Origin of the sequence: Labrys sp. KB_33_2, assembly GCF_052114505.1 — a bacterium.
GTDB lineage: Bacteria > Pseudomonadota > Alphaproteobacteria > Rhizobiales > Labraceae > Labrys.
In genome coordinates, this window is record NZ_JBFREW010000028.1 from 1 (window position 1) to 21,782 (window position 21,782).

Annotated in this window: 18 protein-coding genes; 10 read left to right on the forward strand and 8 right to left on the reverse strand. The window is 63.6% G+C overall.

The window, feature by feature from the left end:
- The coding region (locus AB4037_RS32485) for a LysR family transcriptional regulator (RefSeq protein ID WP_441774347.1) at positions 1-582 on the reverse strand (582 nt) is incomplete at its 3' end.
- A 153-nt stretch (positions 583-735) separates the two neighbouring features.
- Here AB4037_RS32485 and AB4037_RS32490 point away from each other — a divergent pair.
- Positions 736-1,386, forward strand: a complete 651-nt coding sequence (locus AB4037_RS32490) for a hydrolase (protein WP_434961147.1) — start codon at positions 736-738, stop codon at positions 1,384-1,386.
- Between the two features lie 204 nt (positions 1,387-1,590).
- The gene (locus tag AB4037_RS32495; protein ID WP_441774348.1) at positions 1,591-2,559 is read left to right on the forward strand and encodes a quinone oxidoreductase family protein; all 969 of its coding nucleotides are present in this window, start codon (positions 1,591-1,593) and stop codon (positions 2,557-2,559) included.
- A 276-nt stretch (positions 2,560-2,835) separates the two neighbouring features.
- On the opposite strand, the gene derI is transcribed toward AB4037_RS32495, so the two are convergent.
- The 6 genes from derI to AB4037_RS32525 form a co-directional block, all read right to left on the reverse strand.
- Positions 2,836-3,273, reverse strand: a complete 438-nt coding sequence (derI, locus tag AB4037_RS32500; protein ID WP_434961149.1) for a D-erythrulose-4-phosphate isomerase — start codon at positions 3,271-3,273, stop codon at positions 2,836-2,838.
- A gap of 38 nt (positions 3,274-3,311) precedes the next feature.
- The gene (locus tag AB4037_RS32505) at positions 3,312-4,085 is read right to left on the reverse strand and encodes a triose-phosphate isomerase (protein WP_441774349.1); all 774 of its coding nucleotides are present in this window, start codon (positions 4,083-4,085) and stop codon (positions 3,312-3,314) included.
- Between the two features lie 64 nt (positions 4,086-4,149).
- Complete coding sequence (locus AB4037_RS32510; protein WP_441774350.1) at positions 4,150-5,136, reverse strand: sugar-binding transcriptional regulator; 987 nt, start codon at positions 5,134-5,136, stop codon at positions 4,150-4,152.
- Positions 5,129-6,061 carry a sugar phosphate isomerase/epimerase family protein gene (locus AB4037_RS32515; RefSeq protein ID WP_434961152.1) on the reverse strand — a complete coding sequence of 311 codons (933 nt, stop codon included), beginning with the start codon at positions 6,059-6,061 and terminating at the stop codon, positions 5,129-5,131. Before AB4037_RS32515 ends, AB4037_RS32510 begins: the two co-directional genes overlap by 8 nt.
- A gap of 7 nt (positions 6,062-6,068) precedes the next feature.
- Complete coding sequence (locus tag AB4037_RS32520; RefSeq protein WP_441774373.1) at positions 6,069-7,616, reverse strand: glycerol-3-phosphate dehydrogenase; 1,548 nt, start codon at positions 7,614-7,616, stop codon at positions 6,069-6,071.
- Positions 7,617-7,621: 5 nt separating this feature from the next.
- Positions 7,622-9,223 (reverse strand): FGGY-family carbohydrate kinase, encoded by a 1,602-nt coding sequence (locus AB4037_RS32525; RefSeq protein WP_441774351.1) that lies wholly within the window; start codon positions 9,221-9,223, stop codon positions 7,622-7,624.
- Positions 9,224-9,947: 724 nt separating this feature from the next.
- Between AB4037_RS32525 and AB4037_RS32530 the strand changes: the two genes are divergently transcribed.
- From AB4037_RS32530 to AB4037_RS32560, 7 genes are all read left to right on the forward strand, one after another.
- Positions 9,948-10,604: a DUF2291 family protein gene (locus AB4037_RS32530; protein WP_434961154.1), complete on the forward strand. Its 657-nt coding sequence runs from the start codon at positions 9,948-9,950 to the stop codon at positions 10,602-10,604.
- Complete coding sequence (locus AB4037_RS32535) at positions 10,601-12,145, forward strand: sugar ABC transporter ATP-binding protein (protein WP_441774352.1); 1,545 nt, start codon at positions 10,601-10,603, stop codon at positions 12,143-12,145. The genes AB4037_RS32530 and AB4037_RS32535 overlap by 4 nt, the downstream gene beginning before the upstream one ends.
- Positions 12,146-12,160: 15 nt before the next feature.
- On the forward strand, positions 12,161-13,204 hold the full coding sequence (locus tag AB4037_RS32540) for an ABC transporter permease (RefSeq protein ID WP_434961156.1): 1,044 nt from the start codon (positions 12,161-12,163) through the stop codon (positions 13,202-13,204).
- Positions 13,205-13,311: 107 nt separating this feature from the next.
- The gene (locus AB4037_RS32545) at positions 13,312-14,259 is read left to right on the forward strand and encodes a D-ribose ABC transporter substrate-binding protein (protein WP_434961157.1); all 948 of its coding nucleotides are present in this window, start codon (positions 13,312-13,314) and stop codon (positions 14,257-14,259) included.
- A gap of 142 nt (positions 14,260-14,401) precedes the next feature.
- Positions 14,402-15,268 carry a DeoR/GlpR family DNA-binding transcription regulator gene (locus AB4037_RS32550; RefSeq protein ID WP_434961158.1) on the forward strand — a complete coding sequence of 289 codons (867 nt, stop codon included), beginning with the start codon at positions 14,402-14,404 and terminating at the stop codon, positions 15,266-15,268.
- Positions 15,269-15,340: 72 nt separating this feature from the next.
- Positions 15,341-16,864: an FGGY-family carbohydrate kinase gene (locus AB4037_RS32555; RefSeq protein ID WP_441774353.1), complete on the forward strand. Its 1,524-nt coding sequence runs from the start codon at positions 15,341-15,343 to the stop codon at positions 16,862-16,864.
- Between the two features lie 123 nt (positions 16,865-16,987).
- Entirely contained in the window at positions 16,988-18,652 is a 1,665-nt protein-coding gene (locus AB4037_RS32560; protein WP_441774354.1) for a glycerol-3-phosphate dehydrogenase/oxidase, read from the forward strand.
- Positions 18,653-19,051: 399 nt separating this feature from the next.
- Here AB4037_RS32560 and AB4037_RS32565 read toward each other — a convergent pair whose 3' ends face one another.
- Complete coding sequence (locus AB4037_RS32565; RefSeq protein WP_434961161.1) at positions 19,052-20,062, reverse strand: GntR family transcriptional regulator; 1,011 nt, start codon at positions 20,060-20,062, stop codon at positions 19,052-19,054.
- A 608-nt stretch (positions 20,063-20,670) separates the two neighbouring features.
- Between AB4037_RS32565 and AB4037_RS32570 the strand changes: the two genes are divergently transcribed.
- Positions 20,671-21,747, forward strand: coding sequence for an ABC transporter ATP-binding protein (locus tag AB4037_RS32570; protein ID WP_441774355.1), 1,077 nt, complete (start codon positions 20,671-20,673; stop codon positions 21,745-21,747).
- The last annotated feature ends 35 nt before the right edge of the window (positions 21,748-21,782 follow it).

The window sequence follows — 21,782 nt, forward strand, 5'->3', positions numbered from 1 at the left end:
GGCTTCCGTTCCCTGCATGAGGGCCTGATGGGCGGCGAGTTCGCCCGGAGTCCCGGGTGACCCGTGCACCTCGATATAATCCGGGCTTGCGACAAGCTTTCCATGGATCGGCCCGACACGCTTCGCGATCAGGTTGGAGTCCTGAAGGTAGGCGCCCCGGATCGCGCAATCGAAACCCTCTGCGATGAGATCGACGAAGCGATCGCTATAGGAAGCATGGATGTGAAGCTTCGGGTGCAGACGCGCCATTTCCGCAAGCACGGGGGCGAAGTGGGTCGCTCCGAACGTAAGCGGCATGGCAACCCTCAGGCTGCCGCGCAGCTCACCGGTGGGGAGGATCGTTTCCCGGGCCGTATCGATCTCGGCGCTGGCTCTGGCCGCGTGATCTCTGAACGTGATTCCTGCTTCTGTGAGCGCGGCTCCGCGGGTCGTTCGTGCAAGAAGCTGGACGCCAAGCTCCGCTTCAACCCGAAAGAGCCGCCGGCTGACAATCGACTTGGAGACGCCGAGCCGGCGCGCCGCCGCCGATACGCCCCCGGCATCGGCCACTGCGACGAATGTCTGTAGATCTTCGATATCCAATTCAGCGTTCCTCATTTCGCGACACAGCTTACCGAACTACGGCACTACCGCATCGGGATGGGGAACGGCAAATTGCGGCCGGCAAGCGTCGCCCGCTGGCGCATGTCTCACGCAAACCCAATGTCGCACAAAGCGGCAGCAAAGGACGCAATAATGACCTTTCGCAACGGCCTTGATTCGCTTCTTCGGCCCGAAGACTCGGTCCTCGTTCTGATCGATCATCAGCCTTACCAGCTCGCGAACCTGAACAGCCACGACCCGCATATGGTGGTCAACAATTCGACGGCTCTGGCGAAGGCCGCCAAGGCGTTCGGCGTGCCCACCATCCTGACCAGTGTGATCGCTGACCGGGGCGGCGTCATCTTCCCCCAGATCACCGATGTCTTCCCCGGTCAGGAAGTGATCGACCGGACGTTCATCAATACCTGGGAGGACCAGAAGGTTGTGGATGCGGTGAAGGCGACGGGCCGCAAGCAGCTGATCATCGCGGGCCTGTGGACCGAGATTTGCGTGGCAATGCCGACGATCCAGGCGCTCGGCGAAGGCTGGGATGTGACGGTTGTCACCGATGCGTCCGGCGGCACTTCGGTCGAGGCACACGAGGTCGCCATCCAGCGCATGATCGCGGCCGGCGCGAACATGATGACCTGGCTGGCGGTGGCTTCGGAATGGCAGCGCGACTGGGCTCGCACAGAGCATGCCGCCGAGCTTTCGGAGGTGCTTGTGCAGCATGCCGCTGGCAGCGGCATTGCCTTTCTCTGGGAGCAGCAACTGCTCAAAACGCCCGTGCCGAGCAAAGGCTGATCCGGGCCGGGATGGCGAGTTTCGATACAAATCCAGAGCGATCCGTATGTAGAGCCTCGCCAACCTCACCTCAGAGGAAAGCCTTGTGATGTCAGCGATGAATATTATCGCCGCAGCCGGAGGTCTCTTCGGCACCTTAAAGAAAGGCCCCCTTGCTGATGCGTCTAATCGTTCCCCCAAGAGTGATGACGCAGTGAGAGAACCATGAAAGCAGCCATCTATGATCACCCCGGCCCGCCGGCTGTCCTTCACTACGCGGATGTGCCCGATCCGGTTTGCCCAAACGATGGCGTCCTGATCCGTGTCGAGGCTGCCGCCATCGAGGGCGGCGACCTGATCAATCGCGCGTCCACGCCTCCACCCCATCCAGCCTTCGTCGTCGGCTATGCCGCCGCTGGCGAAATCATCGCGGTCGGAGAGAAGGTGAAGAACCGTCATGTGGGCCAGAAGGTGACGAGCTTCGATCTCGCCGGGTCGCATGCGGAGTTGCGTGCCGTCGCCGTCAGCCGGACATGGCCCGTGCCGGCAGGACTCGACATCGCCGCTGCCGCAGCTCTGCCCATCGCATTCGGGACCGCTCATCACTGTCTCTTCGCTCGGGGCGGTTTGAAGCGTGGCGAAACTGTCCTCATCCAGGCGGGCGCCGGCGGCGTCGGGCTCGCCGCCATCCAGCTTGCGCATCGGGCAGGCGCAACTGTGCTTGCAACGGTCTCCGGGGCGAAGAGGGCCGAACGCCTTGTCGATCTTGGCCTCGATCATGCGATCGATCATCGCTCGGCCAACGTCGCCGATACGGTCATGCGTCTGACAGAAGGCCGTGGCGCGGATCTCGTCGTGGACCCGGTCGGAACCACCCTGCAAGGTTCCCTGGCGGCGCTCCGGCCCGAGGGGCGTTTGATAGTCGTGGGCAACGCCGGTGGCTCGCAGCTCAATATTGATCTGTGGTCAGCGCTACAGGCGAACCAATCGCTTTTCGGTGTCTTCATGGGAACGCAACTGGAAAAGCCGGATGTCTACCGCACGGTCTCCAGCATGCTGGAGCTGGCGGCAACTGGGGATCTCAAGGTGATCGTGGACAGGACGTTTCCCCTTGCGGCCGCCTCTGAAGCCCACGCCTATGCCGAAGGCCATTCCATCCTCGGGCGCGTTGTAATCGTCTCGGCCAGGCAATGAGCACGTAGGTCGGGTGAGCCATCGTCGCGCCCTCCGAGGGCCAGGGCCGCAGCATAAAATGCATCACCCTGCTTCTGTCGGGCGCGGCAAAGGCTACAGCGCGGCGGAACTCACCCGAATGCATGGATTCAAACGCAAAACGCCATCGGGGCCGTAAGGCCCAGATGACGAGCGACTTATGACAGAATTGGTTGCCTCCATCCGACCGCGGCTCCCGATGCGTTAGCGTTGTCACAGCAGCCGGCAAAGACCGCCGTCACTCGGCAGAGGCAGTCGCTACCTTCTGGCATCGAGCTGATCGATGGCATGCACATTTCCGGCCGAAGGGCCTTGGGGATCGAAACTCGAGGACAGCCAGGTGTCGACGATGGCCTTGGCCAGTTCCGGACCGACGACCCGCGCACCCATGGTGATGATCTGGGCATTGTTCGACTTGGCGGCGCGTTCGGCCGAATAGGTATCATGCGTGAGGGCCGCGCGGATGCCCGGCACCTTGTTGGCGGAGATGCATACGCCGATGCCGGTGCCGCAGAACAGGATGGCGCGATCATGCTTGTGGTCGAGGACATCCTGGCCGACCTTGGCGGCGAGATCGGCATAGAAGCCCGACTGGCTGAGGTCGGTGATCTCCAGGTCCGGGCGATTGGCCAGATGCGCGGCGATGACGTCGAGCAGGGGCTTGCCCGCACTGTCGGCTCCGAGTGCGATTTTCATGGCGGTTTTCCTTCCTTGCATAAGGGGATGGGAGCGCATCAGGGCCGTGCCGACAGGGCTCGGGCCGAGCGATCGAGGATATCGAGATAGCCCTCGGCCTGCCAGGCGGAGCGGCCGATGAAGAGGCCGTCGATATGGGGTTGGCCGATAAGGTCGGCGGCATTGCCCGGGTTGACGCTGCCGCCATAGAGAACCGCAGGGGCCGTACCGAGACGCCCGGCCGCAACCTGCTTGATCAGGGCCTGCTGGCCATCGGCATAGTCGGCGCTGGCTGGAATACCGTTCTCGCCGATGGCCCAGACCGGCTCATAGGCGAAGATGATTTCCACGCCGGGCTTGCCGCTGCCAAGCTGCGAGAGCGCCCCCTCGACCTGGGCCGCCAGTACCTCTTCGGCCCTGCCGCTCTCGCGTTCCGCCAGGGTCTCGCCGACGCAGATCAGCGGTATGAGGCCATGGCCTATGGCCGCCGCCGTCTTGAGGCCGACGGTGCGATCCGTCTCACCGAAATGCTCCCGCCGCTCGCTATGCCCGAGTTCGACCAGGTCGAGGCCACAATCGCGCAGCATTCGCGGCGAGATTTCGCCGGTCCAGGCTCCCGCGTCGGCCCAGTGCATGTTCTGCGCGCCGACCTTCACCCGCGTCGCGGCCAGCGCCTGCTTGACCTCGCGCACCAGGGTGAAGGGCGGGATGACGAAGGGTTGCAAGCGATCATCGACCGAAGCCAGCGCTTGGGCCAGGGCGTTCGCAAAGGCCAGGCCCTCCTCCAGGGTCTTGTTCATCTTCCAGCTGGTGCCGACCCAATAACGTGTCATTTTCCGTGTATCTCCGTGCCGACCGCTGCCGACCGGCTTGCAAATTCGTGTGTTTGAAGCGGGCCTAGCCGAGCAGCGCCCGCGCAGTGGCCTCGTCGGTGATCAGGCCTCGGAGACGGCCGCTGAGCAGCACGGCCCGGACGGCCTCGGTCTTGTTCGCCCCGCCTGCGATGCCGACGATGTGATCGTCGGCGCGTCCGTTCAACGCCACGCCCAGGGTTCGCGAGGTCAACGAGTTCTCGAGCACGCGCCCCTGGGCATCGAAGAAGTAGCCGAGCATTTCGCCCACGCCGCCCTCGGCCTTGATCTCCCGGATTTCCTGCGGATGCATCATGCCGGACGAGACAAGCTGGGCGTCGGCATCGACCGAACCGATGCCCACCACCTTCAGCCCCGCGCCATTGGCCATGGCGAGCACCTCGCCGATGCCGCGCTGGGCGAGCAGGACTGCCTTGTCCTCGGCGGAATTGGCGAAGAACGGCACCGGCATCACATAGGCCTGCGCACCGGTCTTCTCGGCGATGGAGTGCATGACGTCGTGCGGGTTGACGGCATAATCGCGGGTGAGCACGCCGAGCAGCGAGACGAAGCGCATCTGGCCGGCCGCGATGCGCGACATATGCGCGACGGCAGACGTCAGGGTCCGCCCATGGCTCAGGCCGATGGTGCGATGGTCGCCGCGCTCGATCTCGCGCCGCAGGAAGCCCGCTCCGGCCTGGCCGAGCGCGCGCAGCGGGATGCCATCCTCGCCGAGATCGGGAGCGACCTCGCAATGATCGAGATGGAAGCGCCGGCAGAGCTCTTCTTCCAGCTCGACGCATTCGATGATGTCGCCGTCGATGGAGACCTTGACCACGCCGCTCGCCACCGCTCGCGCGATGAGGCGGTGGGTCTTCACCGAGGGCAGGCCGAGCCGCTTGGCCACGGCCGCCTGGGTGAGGCCGCCGACATAATGCAGCCAGGCCGCGCGACGGGCGAGAGACTCCTCCAGCTCGTTCTCCGTGACGGCGCGTCCCATCCCGCCTCCCCGTCCCCGTTCCGCGTCAGACATGAAGATCCTCCACACCTGTCTCGATGAAAGGCGCCCAGAAGGCGATGCTTTCGGCAATCTGGGGCACCACCTGGCGGTCGTTGGGCTCGCGCTCCTTGAAGCTCAGCTCCAGGCAGATCTCGTTGTCTGCAGCCCCGCCCTCGGCAAGGGCCGCCAGCAGCGGTTCGGGCTGGATCCGGCCCTTGGCATTGAACTCGGCCGTGAAGGGGCGATGGCCGCCCTTGTCCATCAGGCTCTGCTTGATGTGGATGATCGGAGAAACCTTCGGCACGGCCCGGGCCCAGGCATAGGGGTCGTAGTCGTCGGGATTGGAGGAGGTGACGTCGCCGTGATCAATATCGGCCATCATCCACATCGGCACGGCCATGTCGGCGGCCGTCAGCCGCCGCTGCAGCGACAGGCAGGCCTCGATGGTCTCGCCAAACTCGCGGCCGATGCTCATCGGCTCCCAGAAGACAGAGGTGAGACCGGCAGCCTTGGCATGCTCCGCGACCTGCGCCCAGCACTCGATGGCGATCTGGACCAACTCGTCGCGGCGGGCCGTGTCGTCATAATCGGCATAGGTGAAGATGGCGAACTGCGTGCCGACCGACGTGCCGCCGAGATCGCCGATGATGTCGGCGAAGGTCTTGAACCAGTCGACATAATAGCGCCGCACATCTGGATCGGGATGTCCAAAATGATTGAGCCGGCCATAGGGCCCGGTCATGCCACTGGTCACGCGTACGCCGGTGCGGGCCAGGGCGCTGCCCATCTCGCGGACCAGGCGCCTTATGGTGGGCGCGGGCCAGCTCGGATTGATGAATTCATGGGTGAGCTGGAGGTCGCGCAGCCTGAGACCGCGCGCCACCGTGTCGATCAGATCGTCGGGATCGGCGAAACGGTTCACCAGCGGATTGGTATTGAGGGACAGCGTCAGAGGCATCGGATCCTCAGGCGGAAACGTTGGAAAAACGGGTCGGCGTAGCCTCGCCTGCGGTCGGCATCTCCTGCTCGAACCAGGCGATGAAAGCCGCCTTTTCGGCATCACTCAGGTGGAGATAGTGCTTGGTCCGGCGCACCAGCACGTCCTCGGCGCTGCGGGCCCATTCATGACCGGCGAGATAGCGCGCCTCGGCCTCGAAGAGGCAGCCGCCGAAATGACGGCCGAGATCGGCAATGCTGCTTGCCGAGCCAACGACCTGCCGGGTGCGTGCCCCATAGGCATGGCCATAATGCTGGAGCAGCCGGTTGGGCATCCAGGAATAGGCGATGCGCAGGCTCTCGACGAAGCTCACATAATCGGCATTCTCGATCTCGCCGCCCGGCAGCTTGGCCTCGCGCGTCCAGTCACCGCCCATTTTGGGGAAGAACCTGCCGAGCCTGTGCATCGCGCGCTCGGAAAGCTCACGGAAGGTGGTGATCTTGCCGCCGAAGACGTTGAGCAGCGGCACCCCGCCCGTCTCATCGAGATCGAAGACGTAATCGCGCGTGACGGCGGATGGATTGCCCTTGCCGTCATCGAAGAGCGGCCGGACGCCCGAAAAGGCGTGCAGCACGTCCTGTCGGCGCAGCTTCTGCTTGAAGTAGCGGTTCACCGCTGTGATCAGGTAGTCGATTTCCGTCTCGTCGGCAGCGACGTCCTCGGCGGCGCCCTGATAGGCTATATCCGTGGTACCGATCAGCGCCATGTCCCCTTCATAAGGATTGATGAAGATCACGCGCTTGTCGTGGTTCTGCACCAGATAGGCCTGCTGCCCCTCCCAGAATTTCGGCACGATGATGTGGCTGCCCTTGACCAGGCGCACATTGCGTGTGGAGTTGGAGCCTGCCACCTGTGCGATGACATCGGAAACCCAGGGCCCCGCCGCGTTGGCGATGCAGCGCGCTCGGTGCGTGCGGGTTTCGCCTGTGGTCTCGTCACGAGTCGTGACGGTCCAGGCCCCCTCCTCCCGCCGCGCCGAGACGGCCGCCGTACGGGTGAGGATCGTGGCGCCCTTTTCCGCGGCTCCGAGCGCGTTGAGCGCGACGAGCCGCGCATCATCGACCCAGCAGTCCGAATATTCGAAGCCCTTGGCATATTGATCGAGGATCGGCGCACCGACCGGATCGCGCCGCAGATCCAGCACGCGCGTGCCGGGAAGCTTCTTGCGGCCACCGAGATGATCGTAGAGGAACAGGCCGAGGCGCACCAGCCAGGCAGGCCTGTCCTGCGGGCTGTGCGGCAGCACGAACCGCATCGGCCAGATGATGTGGCAGGCCGAGTTCAAGAGGACTTCACGCTCGATCAGCGCCTCGCGAACCAGACGAAACTCGTAATATTCCAGATAGCGCAGGCCGCCATGCACCAGCTTGCCCGAGCGCGAGGACGTGCCCTGGGCCAGATCGTCCTTTTCCACCAGCGTGACGGACAGGCCGCGGCCTGCCGCATCGCGGGCGATGCCGGCACCATTGATGCCGCCGCCGATCACCAGAAGGTCAATCGTCGGGAGGTCGATCATCTCACTCATACTGCAAGGCTCCTTCCCGCGCCCGGTGCTGCGCTTGCCCCACCGGCATCGTGCCGGGCGGCCGCAAGTGCATTCCAGGCCGGGGTCAATTCGAGGCGCGTGGCCCTGAAGGCGGGGAACAATTGATCGTAAAGGCTCGCCAGGGTCGGATCGGGCGGTTCTGGCGCCCCCAAGAGAGGTGTCACCCACTGGGCGACGCAGGCATCCATGTCCTTGAAGGCGCCGACGGCAACCGCCGCCATCATCGCCGCGCCGGCAGCCCCCGCCTCCTCGCGCGAGGAAACGCGCAGCGGAGCGTTGATCGCCGCTGACAGCACGGCGCGCAAGGCGCGCGAGCGCACCGCGCCACCGGCCAGGCGCAGTTCGGCCGGTAGATCGCCCATGGCGGCATAGCAATCGCGCATGGCCAGGCCGAGCCCTTCGACGACGGCGCGCACCAGGTCTGCATAGCGATGGCCGGCGGACAGGCCGATGAAGCCGGCCCGCGCATCGGCATCGACGAAGGGACCACGCTCCCCGGCATCGGAAATATAGGGATGGTAGATCAGCGATCCCGGGCGGCTGTCGGCCAGCCAGCCGTCGATACGCCTCACCAGGTCCTGATGCGCCACCTTCTGGCCCATCTGCGCCAGAATGTCGGCCGCGATCGTCAACACCCAGTCGATGTTGAGCGTGGCCGCCATGTTGGTCTGGACCTGGGTGACGACACCGGGCACGGGCAGGGCAATGACATAGCCGGTACCCTCCGCATTGAGATGAACGTCCGCCGCTCTCTTGGCCCGCATATGGACGCCGGTCGAGCCGATGGTCGAACAGGCCGCATCGCCCGAACCGCCATAGACACCCGCCCCCAGAGCGGCCATGACCATGTCGACATAGCCCAGGCTCACCGGCGTGCCCGCCAGCAATCCCGTCTGCTCCGCCGCGCGCTTCGTAAGGGCGTGGGTGACCTGGCTGCCGTCGAGGATTTCGGGCAACAAGCTGCGCCGATGCGTCAGGCCGAGGGCCTCCACGACCCCATCGTCATAGCGGCGGGTGCGGAAATTACCGAAGGTGAAGCTGGCTTCCGACGGATCCGTGGCGCGCACGTCTGTCAGGTTCAGATAGAGCCAGTCCTTGCAATGCAGCGCCACCTCGGCCCTGTCGAGCAGATCCGGATTGTGGCTGTCCATATGGGCCATTTGCGAGCCCTGCTGGCAGGTATTGAGGCCCGTGCCGGTGGCCTCGAAACGAGCCCTGTTCAGCGGGGAGACTGCCAGGCTGCGCACCGTGGGCGCAGCCCGCGCATCCAGCCACAGCCAGGCATCGGCCACCGGCGCGTTGTCCGCACCGACCAGCCAGGTGCCATCGCCCTGGGCCGTGACGGCGAGCGCCGCGGTGCGGGCGGCCAGATTCTCGATTTTGTCGGCCAATCCGCGCAGCGCCGCGACACAATCGGCCCAGGTCGCCTCCAGCGACTGGGTCGCCGAGCCGTCATCCCCGCGCAGGTAACGATTGGGTACGGAGGCGGCGCCGACCTGGCGGCCGCCGAAATCGAAAGCGACGGCCTTGATCACCGAGGTCCCGGCATCCACCCCGATCAGCAAATCAGCGGACATCGCAACATCTTTCGCGAACTGACGGGTCGACACTTCCGCGCATGATCCATCTCCCTGACAGAGCCAGGCCTCCGACACGCGCCGGCGATTTTCACCGTCCGCATCGATCTCCGATCACTGTGATTTTCATATATCACAAAGATATCATACGTCACGTAATTTATTGCCAACATAACATATTATTTCAGATAACCGAACCCATAGCCGGAAAGAGAAGGCCCATCGCAAAAGCCTCGGGCGCCTACCGACGCCTCCGCTTGGAATGCACTGAAAAACCGTCATCTCTTTCGTTTTTCAATCGCCAATTCTTAGTTATATAATTGATTTATATATATAAATTGTCATACCCTCGTCTTTTGAGCATAACGACTCACTCTATGAAAAATGCAGCAGCGGGCCACGCCAACGCCCCGCAGGCCGCCCTGCTTCGCCGGAGAGATTGCCGCGGGATAATATCCTTCTCGGAAAACTTTTCTGCCAAATCAACGAGTCAAGAATATAACTCTGTTGACGTTTTATGAAACACAGATATAACATATCTCAATGATCAGCGAGAGAGCCGTCCGGCCCGTGAGAGCGGGCCGCATCAGCGGCAGAATGGGAGGAGCCATGCTGCGCATTCCGCGCGCCGGGCCAGCGTTTGCGGCGCAAGCCGGGGCGAGCCTCGGCCAGACATTCCCTCACGCCGCGCTGGTCGAACACCGCAAGAATGTGGGGCCCGGTCATGAGCAATAGTCATGGTGCATCCGTGAGGGCGTCGGGCGCCGGCGGGCGTGTCCGGCTGGTGGTGCCGGCGCTTGCTCTTCTCGTCATTGCAGGAATCGCGTTCGATACCCGGATCGTGCAGATCGGCTCCAAGGACGATGTGCGCCAGGCGGCCTTTTCGCCCGACAGCTATGGCATCGAGCATTTTCCGCAGATCAAGGCGGCCATCGAGCAGCGCGCCGTCGAGGCCAAGACCCTCGCGCCGGAGGTCCTGGCCGACAAGGCGGCGGCCGCCACGAAATATGGCACGGCAGCCTCCACCGGCTCGATCATTCCCATCCGCCTCACCGGCATCGCCGGCGAGCAGAAGGCGGGCATCTACAAGCTCACGGTGGACGGACTGCCGGCATCCATCGGGGTGCGCGTGCAGACCGGCCCCGCCATCAACGGTACCGATCTTCGCGATGCGCCTGGCGACATCGCTTTCGGCCAGTTCAAGAACCAGATCGAGTATCAGAACGCCGGTTCGGCCATCAATCGCGAGATGAAGAAGCAGGTACTCACCGGCATCGACACCGCCAATCTCACCGGCAAGACCCTGGAGATCGTTGGTGCCTTCCGGCTGGTGAACCCGGAAAACTGGCTGATCACGCCCGTGGCGGTGACGGTGAAATGAGCGGCGAGCCCTCTCCTTCCGGCGCTCAGATGCCCGGGGTCGTGCTGGCCGCGCGCCACGTGGCCAAGTCCTACGGCAATGTCCATGCCCTGAAAGGCGTGAACTTCGACATTCATCGCGGCCAGGTCACAACCCTGTTCGGCGAGAACGGCGCCGGCAAATCGACCCTGATGAAAATCCTGTCGGGCATCGTGACGCCGACATCGGGCGAGATCCTCCTCGACGGCCGGCCCGTGGTGTTCTCCTCGGCATCGGACGCCCGCGACCAGGGCATCTCGATCATCCACCAGGAGCTCTCCCTCGCGCCCAATTTGTCGGTACGCGACAACATCTTCATGGGACGCGAGATCATGGGCCTCACCGGCGTCGACTTCGCTCGGGAGGAAGCAGAGACGCGCGCCTTGATGGCCGAGCTCGAAGAAGACATCGATCCCCTCACCCCGGTCGGCGAATTGCGGCTCGGGCAGCAGCAGATCGTCGAGATCGCGCGCGCCCTCTCGGTTCGCAGCCGCATCCTGATCATGGACGAGCCGACCTCGGCCCTGTCGGCGACGGAAGTGGCGGTGCTGTTCAAGGTCATCGGCGATCTCACCAGCCGGGGCGTCTCGATCGTCTACATCTCCCACCATCTCGAAGAGGCGCTCGAAATCACCAATCACGCCGTCGTCCTGCGCGACGGCACCATGACGGCCTACGCCCCGCGCGCCGAGATCGACCTCAAATGGATCGTCCGCAACATGGTGGGCGAGAACTATGATCTCGGCTCGCCGCCGGAGGGCTACGCCTTCGGCGCCACCGCGCTTTCGGTGCGCGACCTCACGGTGCCGGATCCCGCCAGCGGCGGCTACAACGTGGTCGACAAGCTGTCGCTGGACGTCAAGGCCGGCGAGATCGTCTGCATCTACGGCCTGATGGGCGCCGGCAGGACCGAATTGCTGGAGACCCTGGCCGGACGCCTCAAGGCCTCATCAGGCCAGATCCTGCTGGAGGATGACGAGATCTCGGGCCTGACCATCGCCCGGCGCATCAAGGCCGGCCTGGCCCTGGTTCCCGAGGACCGGCAGCGCGATGGCCTGGTGCAGACCATGAGCGTGGGCCAGAACCTGTCCCTGGCGTCGATCGCCGACTTCACGCGCGGCTTGTTCACTTCTCTGAAGATCGAGCAGCAGCTGATCGAAGACACCATCCGCAAGGTCACGGTCAAGACGGCCGGAGGCGGAGCGCCCATCGGCTCCCTGTCCGGCGGCAACCAGCAGAAGGTGGTGATCGGCAAGATGCTGGCCACCAACCCCAAGGTGATCCTGCTCGACGAGCCGAGCCGCGGCATCGACATCGGCGCCAAGGCCGAAGTGTTCCGGTTGCTGGCCGAGGGCGCACGCCGGGGCCTCGCTGTCGTCTACTCCACGTCCGAAGTCGGCGAATGCCTCTCCGTCGCGCATCGCATCATCGTCATGCGCAAGGGCCGCATCGTCGCCGAATTCGGCGCAACCGCAAGCAAGGACGAGATCATGGCCGCCTCGGGCGAAGCCGTGGTCCATTAGGCTGGAGGCCTGCCCATGTCGCACACCGCTGCAAGTACGAGCGCCAAGGGGCAGAGATCGGGCCCCGGCCTCGGCCGGCTGCTCCTCGAAGGACGCGCCTTCTTCGCGCTGATCCTCATCGTCGCAGTCTTTTCGTTCTTGTCGCCGAATTATTTCACGCTCGGCAATTTCCTGACGATGGCTTCTCATGTCGCCATCTACGGCATCCTGGCGCTCGGCATGCTCCTGGTGATCCTCAACGGCGGCATCGATCTTTCGGTGGGCTCGGTACTGGCCCTGTCCGGCTGCGTCGCCGGCTTCCTGATGGGGGGCGTGACCCTGCAAGTGGCCGGCGTCATCCTCTACCCGCCGGTCTGGGCCATCGTGATCCTGACCCTGGTGGCCGGCGGGCTGGTCGGAGCCTTGAACGGCGTGCTCATCGCCTGGTTCCGCGTGCCTGCCTTCGTGGCGACGCTGGGCGTGATGTATGTCGCCCGCGGCGTGGCGCTGCTGATGACCAACGGCCTCACCTACAACAATCTCTCCGGCCATGCTGATCTCGGCAACACCGGCTTCGAGTGGCTCGGCTTCAATCGCCTGTTCGGCGTGCCGATCTCGGTGCTGATCCTGGCGGCGCTCGCCATCGTCACGGCTCTGGTGCTCGGTCGTTCCGCCTTCGGCCGCTGGCTCTATGCCTCGGGCGGCAATGCCCGCGCCGCCGAATTGTCGGGCGTGCCGGTCAAGCGCGTGCAGATCACCGTCTATACCGTCTCCGGCATCCTGTCGGCGATCGCAGGGCTGGTTCTGTCCTCGCAGCTGACCTCGGCCGGCCCGACGGCGGGCACCACCTATGAACTGACGGCCATCGCGGCCGTGGTGATCGGCGGCGCGGCGCTCACCGGCGGCCGCGGCACGGTGCAGGGCACGATGCTCGGCGCCTTCGTCATCGGCTTCCTGTCGGACGGGCTGGTGATCATCGGCGTGTCCTCCTACTGGCAGACCGTCTTCACCGGCACAGTGATCGTGCTCGCCGTCCTGCTCAACTCGATCCAGTACAAGGCCCGCGGCCGGCAAGGCTGAGGGCCCGCACAGAAACCTTCCCATTTCGGCAACAAATAACAGATCTGCAGTGGGATCGTTGCCGTCTTGCGACGGCAGACAACTTCACCAATCAAGGGAGATGCCCCATGTTCAAAAAAGGCATGCGTTTGCTGGTCGCGGCCGCCGCCGTGACCCCATTGCTGATCGGCTCGGCCTCGGCCGCCGGCCTGATCTCGATCATCGTCACCGATCCGGCCAATCCATATTGGTACACGGAAGGCGAAGTCGCCAAGAAGACCGCCGAGCAGCTCGGCTACACCGCCTCGGTTTCGGCCCATAAGGGCGACACCAACACCGAGAGCACGCTGGTCGACACCGCCATCACCAACAAATCCGCCGCCATCATTCTCGACCCGGCCAATGCCGATGGATCGGTCGGAGCGGTGAAGAAGGCCGTCGATGCAGGCATTCCGGTGTTCCTCGTCAATGCCGAGATCAACAAGGAAGGCCTCGCCAAGGCGCAGCTCGTCTCCAACAACGCGCAGGGCGCCGCCGTCGGTGCCGAGCAATGGGTGAATTCGGTCGCCAAGACGGGCAAATATGTCGAGCTGTTCGGCAACCCCGCCGACAACAACGCCGCCACCCGCTCCAACGGCTACGAAACCGTACTGACGCAATATCCCGACCTGACCAAGGCCGCCAAGGAAGTGGCCAACTGGGATCGCGCCCAGGGCTACCAGAAGATGCAGTCCATGCTGCAGGCCCATCCTGACATCACCGGCGTGATCTCCGGCAATGACGAGATGGCGCTCGGCGCCATCGCGGCGCTGAAGGAGGCCGGCAAGCTCAGCAAGGTCAAGGTCGGCGGCTTCGACGGCTCGCCCGATGCGGTTGCCGCCATCAAGGCCGGCGAGCTGCAATATACCGTGCTGCAGCCGGTTGCGGTCTTCTCCAAGGAAGCGGTGGTCCAGGCCGACACCTTCATCAAAACAGGCAAGACCGGCGCAGCGACCGAAAAGCAGCTCTTCGACTGCGTCCTGATCACCAAGGACAATGTCGACAAGTATGTGTCGGCCTTTACGCTCGCCAAATAATGACGAAGCCGGGATGGCCGTTGGCTATCCCGGCTTTCTTATGGGTCGGTGGCGCGTCCTTCCACAGCGGTGATTGCTGCAGGCAGGCATATTCCAGCACTTCGGGATATCCTGCTAGCGCTCAACCCGGAAACAGACCGACATGACATCGACGAGAGCCACGCAGGAAGACACGCTGGAACAGATCATCGCCGATCAGGTGCCGAGCGACAGCCGCCATGCCCGCCAGCTTGCCCGCCGCCAGCTCATCATGCAGGCGGTGATGGCTGAGGGTACTATGCGCATCGAGGAACTGGCCGAGCGCTTCGCCATCAGCCTGATGACCGTGCACCGCGACCTCGACGAACTGATCAATCGCGGCCTGCTGCGCAAGTCGAGGGGCATCGTCTCGGCGACACCCACCAGCTTGGTTGAGTCAAGCGATGTCTATCGTTCCATGCGCGAGGCCGTGGAAAAGCGCGCCATCGCCCAGGTGGCGGCCCAATTCCTGGAAGCCGGCCAGGCCGTCTTCTTCGACGATTCCACCACCGTGCTGCAGATGGCCCCCCATATCGCAGCCCGCGTGCCGCTGACGGCGATCACCAACTCGATCCCGCTGATGAACGAGTTGAAGGAGATGAGCGACGTGACGCTGCTCGGCCTCGGGGGGCGCTATTACAATTGGTGCAACGCCTTCATGGGCCCGGCCACGACGGCCGAGATCCGCCGGCTGCGCGCCGACTGCGTCTTCCTGTCGATGTCGGCCATCACCGATGACATGGTGTTCCACCAATCCGCGGAGATGGTCGAGACCAAGCGGGCCATGTTCGACAGTGCGGCCAAGCGGATCCTGCTTGCCGACCACACCAAGTTCCAGCGTCGCGCCCTGCACGCCATGGGCACTCTGAGCGAGTTCGATGCCATCATCGTCGACGACGGCATGGCCCCGCTTCAGGTCGAATTGCTGCGCTCGCGCGGCATCAACATCGTGATCGCGCCGATCAAGCAGCGCTCACCCCACCCCGCGTGACGCGACGAGGCGTTTCGTCTCCGTCGGACATCGCGATTTCTGCAATATCCTTTCGAGACGGAGTGCCTGCCAATGCCCACCCTCATCGGAATCGACAACGGGCTGACGGTGACCAAGACGGCCGTCTTCGATGAAAAAGGCGTGCTGCTCGCCGTGGCCCGCCGGCGCATTCCCCAGATCATTCCCCATCCACACCATGTCGAACGCGACATGGTGGGCCTGTGGCGGGCAACGGCCGAGGCCATCGCCGAGGCACTCGAAAAAGCCGGGCGTCCTGCCAGCGATGTCGCGGCGGTTGCCGCGACCGCCCATGGCGACGGCCTCTACCTTCTCGACGCGGAGCATCGTCCGCTCGGCCATGGCATTCTCTCGCTCGACAGCCGCGCGGCCGCCATCGTCGCCGAGTGGGACGGGGATGGCACCTCCGCCACCGCCCTCGCCCGCACCGGCCAGGTCGCGCATGCCTCGGCCCCCTCGGCACTGCTGGCCTGGATCAAGCGCCACGAACCCGAGCGCTTTGCCAGGATCGCCCATGTCCTGGCCTGCAAGGACTGGCTGCGCTTTTGCCTGACCGGAACGCTTGGCACGGATCTCACCGAGGCCAGCACATCGTTCACGGCGATGGAAAGCCAGGTCTATGAACCTGACATCCTGCCGATCTTCGGCCTCGAGGGCCTTGCCGGTGCCCTTCCCGCCGTTACCCGGCCCGATGAGATCATCGGCACGGTTTCGCAGGCCGCGGCCTCCGCGACCGGCCTGACGGCCGGAACCCCGGTGGTGGCCGGCGTGCATGACGTCGTCGCCTCCGCCCTCGGCATTGGAGGCCACCGCGAAGGCACCGTGGCGATCGTGGCGGGGACCTATTCCATCAACGAGACGATCGCCAGCACGCCGAAGACCGATATACGCTGGTTCTGCCGCAACGGCATCAAGCCGGGCGAATGGAACCATATGAGCATATCGCCGGCATCCGCCGCCAATTACGACTGGTTCCTGGATACGCTCTGCGCCGTCGAGCGACGCAGCGCGGAGGAGACAGGCGGCTCCATCCACGCCGCCATCGGCACCGAAATCGAGGCGGCACTCGCGCGGCCCTCCACCGTGCTCTTTCACCCCTATCTCTACGGTTCTCCCCATGGCGCGACCGCCAGCGCCGGCTTTCTCGGGCTGCGTGGCTGGCATGATCGCGGTGACATGCTGCGCGCCGTCATCGAAGGCATCGCCTTCAACCACCGGCTGCATGTCGACGCCCTGCGGGAAGGCTTTTCCCCCGGCACCATCAGCCTGACGGGCGGCATATCGAGGAAGCCGCTCTACGCCCAGATCTTCGCCGACGCTCTCGGCCTGCCCGTCACCGTGAACGAGACCGAGGAGGCCGCCGCCTGGGGCGCTGCCTTGTGCGCCGGCGCCGGAGCCGGCCTCTACGCATCGCCGACGGACGATCCCCGCGATCTCGCAGCTCTCGCCCGGCATTACCAGCCAGATCCCACGCGCAGCCGGCAGTTGCAGGAGCGTTATGCCCTGCATTGCGACATCGCCACGCAGCTTGCACCTCTCTGGCCGCGCATCGAGGCCCTCGCCTCGCAAGCAGCGTAGAGCAAAGTGCGATTCCGTTGAAACGCACTTTGCTCTAACTCTTTGTTTTGACGCGGTTTCTTAATCGAAAAGTCTATCAACTTTTCTAGAAAATGCTCTGGCGCGCCCCCATCGGTATTTGACATGACCAAAGACATTGACGTTCTCATCCTCGGCGCCGGTATCAATGGAGCCGGCCTGTTTCGCGATCTCTGCGAGCAGGGCCTGACCTGCCTGATCGCCGACAAGGCCGATTTCGGCTCGGGCACCAGCGCCGCCCCGTCGCGGCTGATCCATGGCGGCATCAAATATCTGGAGACCGGGGAATTGCGCCTCGTCGCCCAGTCGACGCTGGAACGCAATCTCCTGCTGCGCAATGCGCCGCATCTGGTCGAGCCCCTGCCGACCGTGATCCCGATCTTCTCGTGGCTGCAGGGTATTCCGGCGGCGCTGCGTACATTGTTCGGCTCGACCACGGCTCCCCGCAACCGCGGCGCGGTGCTGATCAAGATCGGCCTGGCGCTCTACGATTTCTATGGCTCCCGCCACCGCGTCATGCCCCGGCATGCCTTGTGGTCCCGCCGGCGCACGCTGAGCGAAATCGCGCCGATGACGCCGAAGATCGTCGCCGCCGGCACCTATTACGACGCCAAGGTCACCTGCCCGGAGCGGCTGGTGCTGGAGTTGCTGCAGGATGGCACGGCAGCCAATCCAGCCTCAGAGGCCCTGAACTATACCAACATGATCTCGGCCGAGAACGACCTCATAGGCCTGCGCACACCGGATGGCGGGGAGCGAACCGTTCGCCCACGGATCGTCGTCAATGCGGCCGGCCCTTGGATCGATCACGTCAACCAGGCTCTCGGTTCACCCACCCGGCTGATCGGCGGCACCAAGGGCTCCCATATCCTGCTCGACCATCCCGAGTTGATCGCGGCGCTCAAGGGACGGATGATCTATTTCGAGGCCAATGACGGACGTATCTGCCTGGTCTACGACTATCTCGGCCGAGCACTGGTCGGCTCGACCGACATTCGCGCTGACGATCCCGACACGGTTTGCTGCGACGACGAAGAGATCGACTATTTCCTCAAGAGCCTGCGCGATCTGTTGCCCGGCCTTGCCTTTTCGCGTGACCAGATCGTCTACGCCTATTCCGGCATCCGCCCCCTGCCCGCCTCGGGCAGTACGGCCGCCGGGCTGATCAGCCGCGACCATTCGGCCCCCGTGCTCGAACCCGCCGATGATCGTCCCTACCCGGTCATCTCGTTGGTGGGCGGCAAATGGACGACCTTTCGCGGCTTTGCCGAAGAGGTCTGCGATCTCGTCTTGGGGCGTCTTGGCCATAATCGCCGCCTGAATACGCGGGCCCTTCCGATCGGCGGCGGACGCGACTATCCGACGGAACCAGCCGCACGTGCCAATTGGATCGAGCACACAGCAAAGGCGACGGGTGCATCCGCCATGCGCACCACCGAGTTGCTCGGGCGTTATGGCACGACGGCACGAGCAATCCTCGCCCATGAGGGCCCGCAGGCACAGCGCCTGACGGACACCAACAGCTATTCTCTAAGCGAAATCGACTGGATTGCGCGCTACGAAAAAGTCGTTGAACTCGAGGACATCGTGATGCGGCGTAGCACGCTCGCCATCACGGGCCGTCTGAGCGAACGTGATCTGGCAGCGATTGCGGACATTGCAGCTGAAGCACTTGGATGGAGCGCAGAGCGACGGAATGTACAATTCGCCAAAACGCGAGATCTTCTTGCAGCGCGCCATCGCATCCAATGGGAAAAATCGCATCCTTGAACGAGGCGTCGATCGGCTCCCGGGGAGAGTGGCAATCGCATCGTCATAGTCGAGCGCTTCCTCGTTCTCGGGGCCGCGGCTGCGCGGATGGCCAACCCGTTTATGACTGTGTGGTTCACGCCTCCGAAGGACGGAGACAACTTGCAGGAGGCTTTCGCAGGAAAGAACCCGTCAGATAGCGGCAGATCCTCCGCCCATGAGCGCTAACTTTGGGTGGTGGCACCAGTTTGGAGGGTCGATCTCCAGATCGACCATCTTGGAAATGTCGAGCGAGTTAGAGGACAAAGGTGGTCGATCTCGCTCCATCAATTGATGGAGCTGTCGAGATCGACCCTCTACGCTACCCGCGCCTCCGGCCGCAAAGTTAGCGCCATGGATCCTCCGCCTGCGCCCGCAGGCCTACTCCGCGATCCTGGTCAAATAAGATGCGATCGACTGCGGTGCCGGGATCACCGCGACAATCTTCATCTGCGCGATATTGCGGTTCTTCGCTTCTTCGAGGTGAGCATCGAACATCGCAGCCGCGGCGTCGATGGCGCCGCGCGTCAGCAATTCGACGATCAGGCGATATTCGGCAATGGCGATACGATCACGCGGCAGGCCTAATTGGCGCAACAGGCGCTCCGAGGCCACGACCGGCAACAGATTGTCCCGTATCAGGTCACGCAGCCTTTCGTTCGGGGTGGCCATCACGCAGGTCTCGACCAGCTTCGTCTCCAGATCCTCCCACTCGACCAGGTCGGCATCCGATTCGGTTCTTTCGGCCTCGGACAAACTGTCGAGAAGGGCCGTCAATCTCGCACGATCGATGCGCGGCGCCGCCGACACCAGGGCAGGAGGCTCGAGGATGCGCCGCAAGGCAAAGCGGTCCTTGATCGATTTTGCCGTGAGCGGGCCGGCGATCCAATGGGAGCTCTGGTTCTTATGCACCAGTCCCCTTTCCTGCAGGCGCCCGAGCACGTCGCGCACCACGGTGCGGCTGACATGGAAGTGATCCGCCAGCTCGATCTCGATGATGCGATATTGCCCGAATACGACACAGGCCGCGACATCCGCCTCGATGGAATCGTAGATGCGTTCCCAGGTCGACCGGCTTTGCAACGCCTCGTCGATGGCCTCGGGTACCACCAGGCCCAGGGTCTTGATATCGGTGCGCACCGGCGCGATGCGCCGTCCCGGCGCCCCGACGAGATAGCCGCGCCCATCGAAGCGATGGATGAGCTGCTCTGCCTCCAGGCGCAGCAGCGCCCTCTGAACCGGGGCACGCGACGTCTGAAAGATCTCGGCGATCGGCCCCTCGAGCAGGACCAGCCCCCGTGGCAGCAGCCCGTCGGCGATATTGGTACGCAAGACGTCTTCGACAATTTCGTAGCGCCGCTGGGCGGTCTGGCGAGGCTTGGACAATGGCATGCCGTAAACGGACCTCCTTGCGGGCGTCATCGCAGACCGCCGCTCGAACTGCCCGTGTCTAACGCGTTTGACACAACCTGTCCTATATTCGGATAAATGATCTTTGAATACCATAGTGCAATTTTTCTTAGGGAGAGTCCATTTTCATCAATTTCAAGCGAAATTTATCGCAAATTCCACCCCCTGGGCACTTCCGCCCTCCTCCAGCTTCCGCTCCTCCCTTGCCATCCACCATCTTTGCTAAACGAAACATGCGCTGTCGAAAGACGCAAAAAACTCGCTTAAATAGCCAATTCCCTAAAGAATTACGCAAACTTCGGCCATCTCTCGTCAAGGATCCAAATTCCGGATCCGCTCGTAATTTAAGCACCCGATGCACAAAAAAGATTGTTGCATACAAAAATCGATTGAACTAAGATCCAAGCACTCATTGCCGAAGAAGCAATGCAGAGGCGAACTGAATTAAGAAATCTGATTGATATTATGTTGGGCGCAGACGTATTGCGACCAATTAATATTTATCACCTTAAATTATGCTGCTGATGATTCATGCTATTCTCAGGAATGGCAAGGTATTGGTGTGGCCTAATATGTCCTGGGAGGCTCGTTTGGCAGATGTACTTCGTCTCTCCGGCGTCAGGAAGTCGTATGGCGACCTGCAAGCGCTGGACGGTATCGACCTCGCCATTCCCGACAATACCTATGTATCGCTTCTGGGGCCTAGCGGTTCGGGCAAGACGACACTCCTGCGCGTGATCGCCGGTTTCGAAGACCCTGACCAGGGCAGCGTTGCCCTCGGTGGCCGCCCCGTCGACAATGTCCAGGCCCATCGGCGTGGCATCGGCTTCGTCTTCCAGAACTTCGCCCTGTTCCCTCATCTTTCCGTTGCCGGGAACATCGCCTACGGCCTTGAAAACCGCGAAGTCGCCGTACTGACCGATCGCGCCGCCATTCGCCGCAAGGTCGGGGAGATGATCGAACTGGTCGGCCTGGCCGGCCTGGAGGATCGCGGCGTTGCCCAGATCTCAGGCGGTCAGCGCCAACGCGTGGCATTGGCGCGCACGCTCGTGACCGAACCGCGCCTGGTGCTGCTCGACGAGCCGCTGGGCGCCCTCGATGCCAATCTGCGGGCCCGGATGCGGGCGGAGCTCAGGAGCATCCGCGAGCGCCTCGGCGTCACCTTCCTGCATGTCACCGGCAGTGAATCCGAAGCGCTGGCGATGGGCGACATCGTATTGGTGCTCGACCGCGGCCGTATCGCCCAGTCGGCGGATGCCGACACGATCTATAACCGCCCGGCCGCGCCTTCGGTCGCGCGTTTCCTCAATTGCTACAATCTGTTCGAAGGGGCGATCTCAGGCGAGGACTTTGTCGGGCCGGCGGGCAGCTTCCCGATTGAGGGAAGCACGCGCCTCGCAGGCGGGAAAACCGCCTATGCCGTCCGCTATGACCGCATTCAGGTGCGCCCGACATCGTCGGCCCTGGCGAGCGACGAAGTGGGCGTCGAGGCTGCCTTCATCGCCAGCGAGTATAGCGGCGCGGCCGTGAACTCCTTCTTCGCACTCGATAGCGGCCAGGTGGTGGAGGTGGAGACCCATCTCAGCCATCGCCCCCACGCCGACTACGCGCCGCAGGAACGCTACGGCCTCGTCTGGAAGCGCGACCTTGCGCTCCTCTTTGCGTGAGCAACGCCCATGTCCCTTGCTGACCCTCGACCCGG

Excerpts from the sequence above, each read along its gene's own strand:
- AB4037_RS32490 (WP_434961147.1), top strand. The coding sequence starts at position 736 with ATGACCTTTCGCAACGGCCTTGATTCGCTTCTTCGGCCCGAAGACTCG.
- AB4037_RS32495 (WP_441774348.1), top strand. The coding sequence starts at position 1,591 with ATGAAAGCAGCCATCTATGATCACCCCGGCCCGCCGGCTGTCCTTCAC.
- derI (WP_434961149.1), bottom strand. The coding sequence starts at position 3,273 with ATGAAAATCGCACTCGGAGCCGACAGTGCGGGCAAGCCCCTGCTCGAC.
- AB4037_RS32505 (WP_441774349.1), bottom strand. The coding sequence starts at position 4,085 with ATGACACGTTATTGGGTCGGCACCAGCTGGAAGATGAACAAGACCCTG.
- AB4037_RS32510 (WP_441774350.1), bottom strand. The coding sequence starts at position 5,136 with ATGTCTGACGCGGAACGGGGACGGGGAGGCGGGATGGGACGCGCCGTC.
- AB4037_RS32515 (WP_434961152.1), bottom strand. The coding sequence starts at position 6,061 with ATGCCTCTGACGCTGTCCCTCAATACCAATCCGCTGGTGAACCGTTTC.
- AB4037_RS32520 (WP_441774373.1), bottom strand. The coding sequence starts at position 7,616 with ATGATCGACCTCCCGACGATTGACCTTCTGGTGATCGGCGGCGGCATC.
- AB4037_RS32525 (WP_441774351.1), bottom strand. The coding sequence starts at position 9,223 with ATGTCCGCTGATTTGCTGATCGGGGTGGATGCCGGGACCTCGGTGATC.
- AB4037_RS32530 (WP_434961154.1), top strand. The coding sequence starts at position 9,948 with ATGAGCAATAGTCATGGTGCATCCGTGAGGGCGTCGGGCGCCGGCGGG.
- AB4037_RS32535 (WP_441774352.1), top strand. The coding sequence starts at position 10,601 with ATGAGCGGCGAGCCCTCTCCTTCCGGCGCTCAGATGCCCGGGGTCGTG.
- AB4037_RS32540 (WP_434961156.1), top strand. The coding sequence starts at position 12,161 with ATGTCGCACACCGCTGCAAGTACGAGCGCCAAGGGGCAGAGATCGGGC.
- AB4037_RS32545 (WP_434961157.1), top strand. The coding sequence starts at position 13,312 with ATGTTCAAAAAAGGCATGCGTTTGCTGGTCGCGGCCGCCGCCGTGACC.
- AB4037_RS32550 (WP_434961158.1), top strand. The coding sequence starts at position 14,402 with ATGACATCGACGAGAGCCACGCAGGAAGACACGCTGGAACAGATCATC.
- AB4037_RS32555 (WP_441774353.1), top strand. The coding sequence starts at position 15,341 with ATGCCCACCCTCATCGGAATCGACAACGGGCTGACGGTGACCAAGACG.
- AB4037_RS32560 (WP_441774354.1), top strand. The coding sequence starts at position 16,988 with ATGACCAAAGACATTGACGTTCTCATCCTCGGCGCCGGTATCAATGGA.
- AB4037_RS32565 (WP_434961161.1), bottom strand. The coding sequence starts at position 20,062 with ATGCCATTGTCCAAGCCTCGCCAGACCGCCCAGCGGCGCTACGAAATT.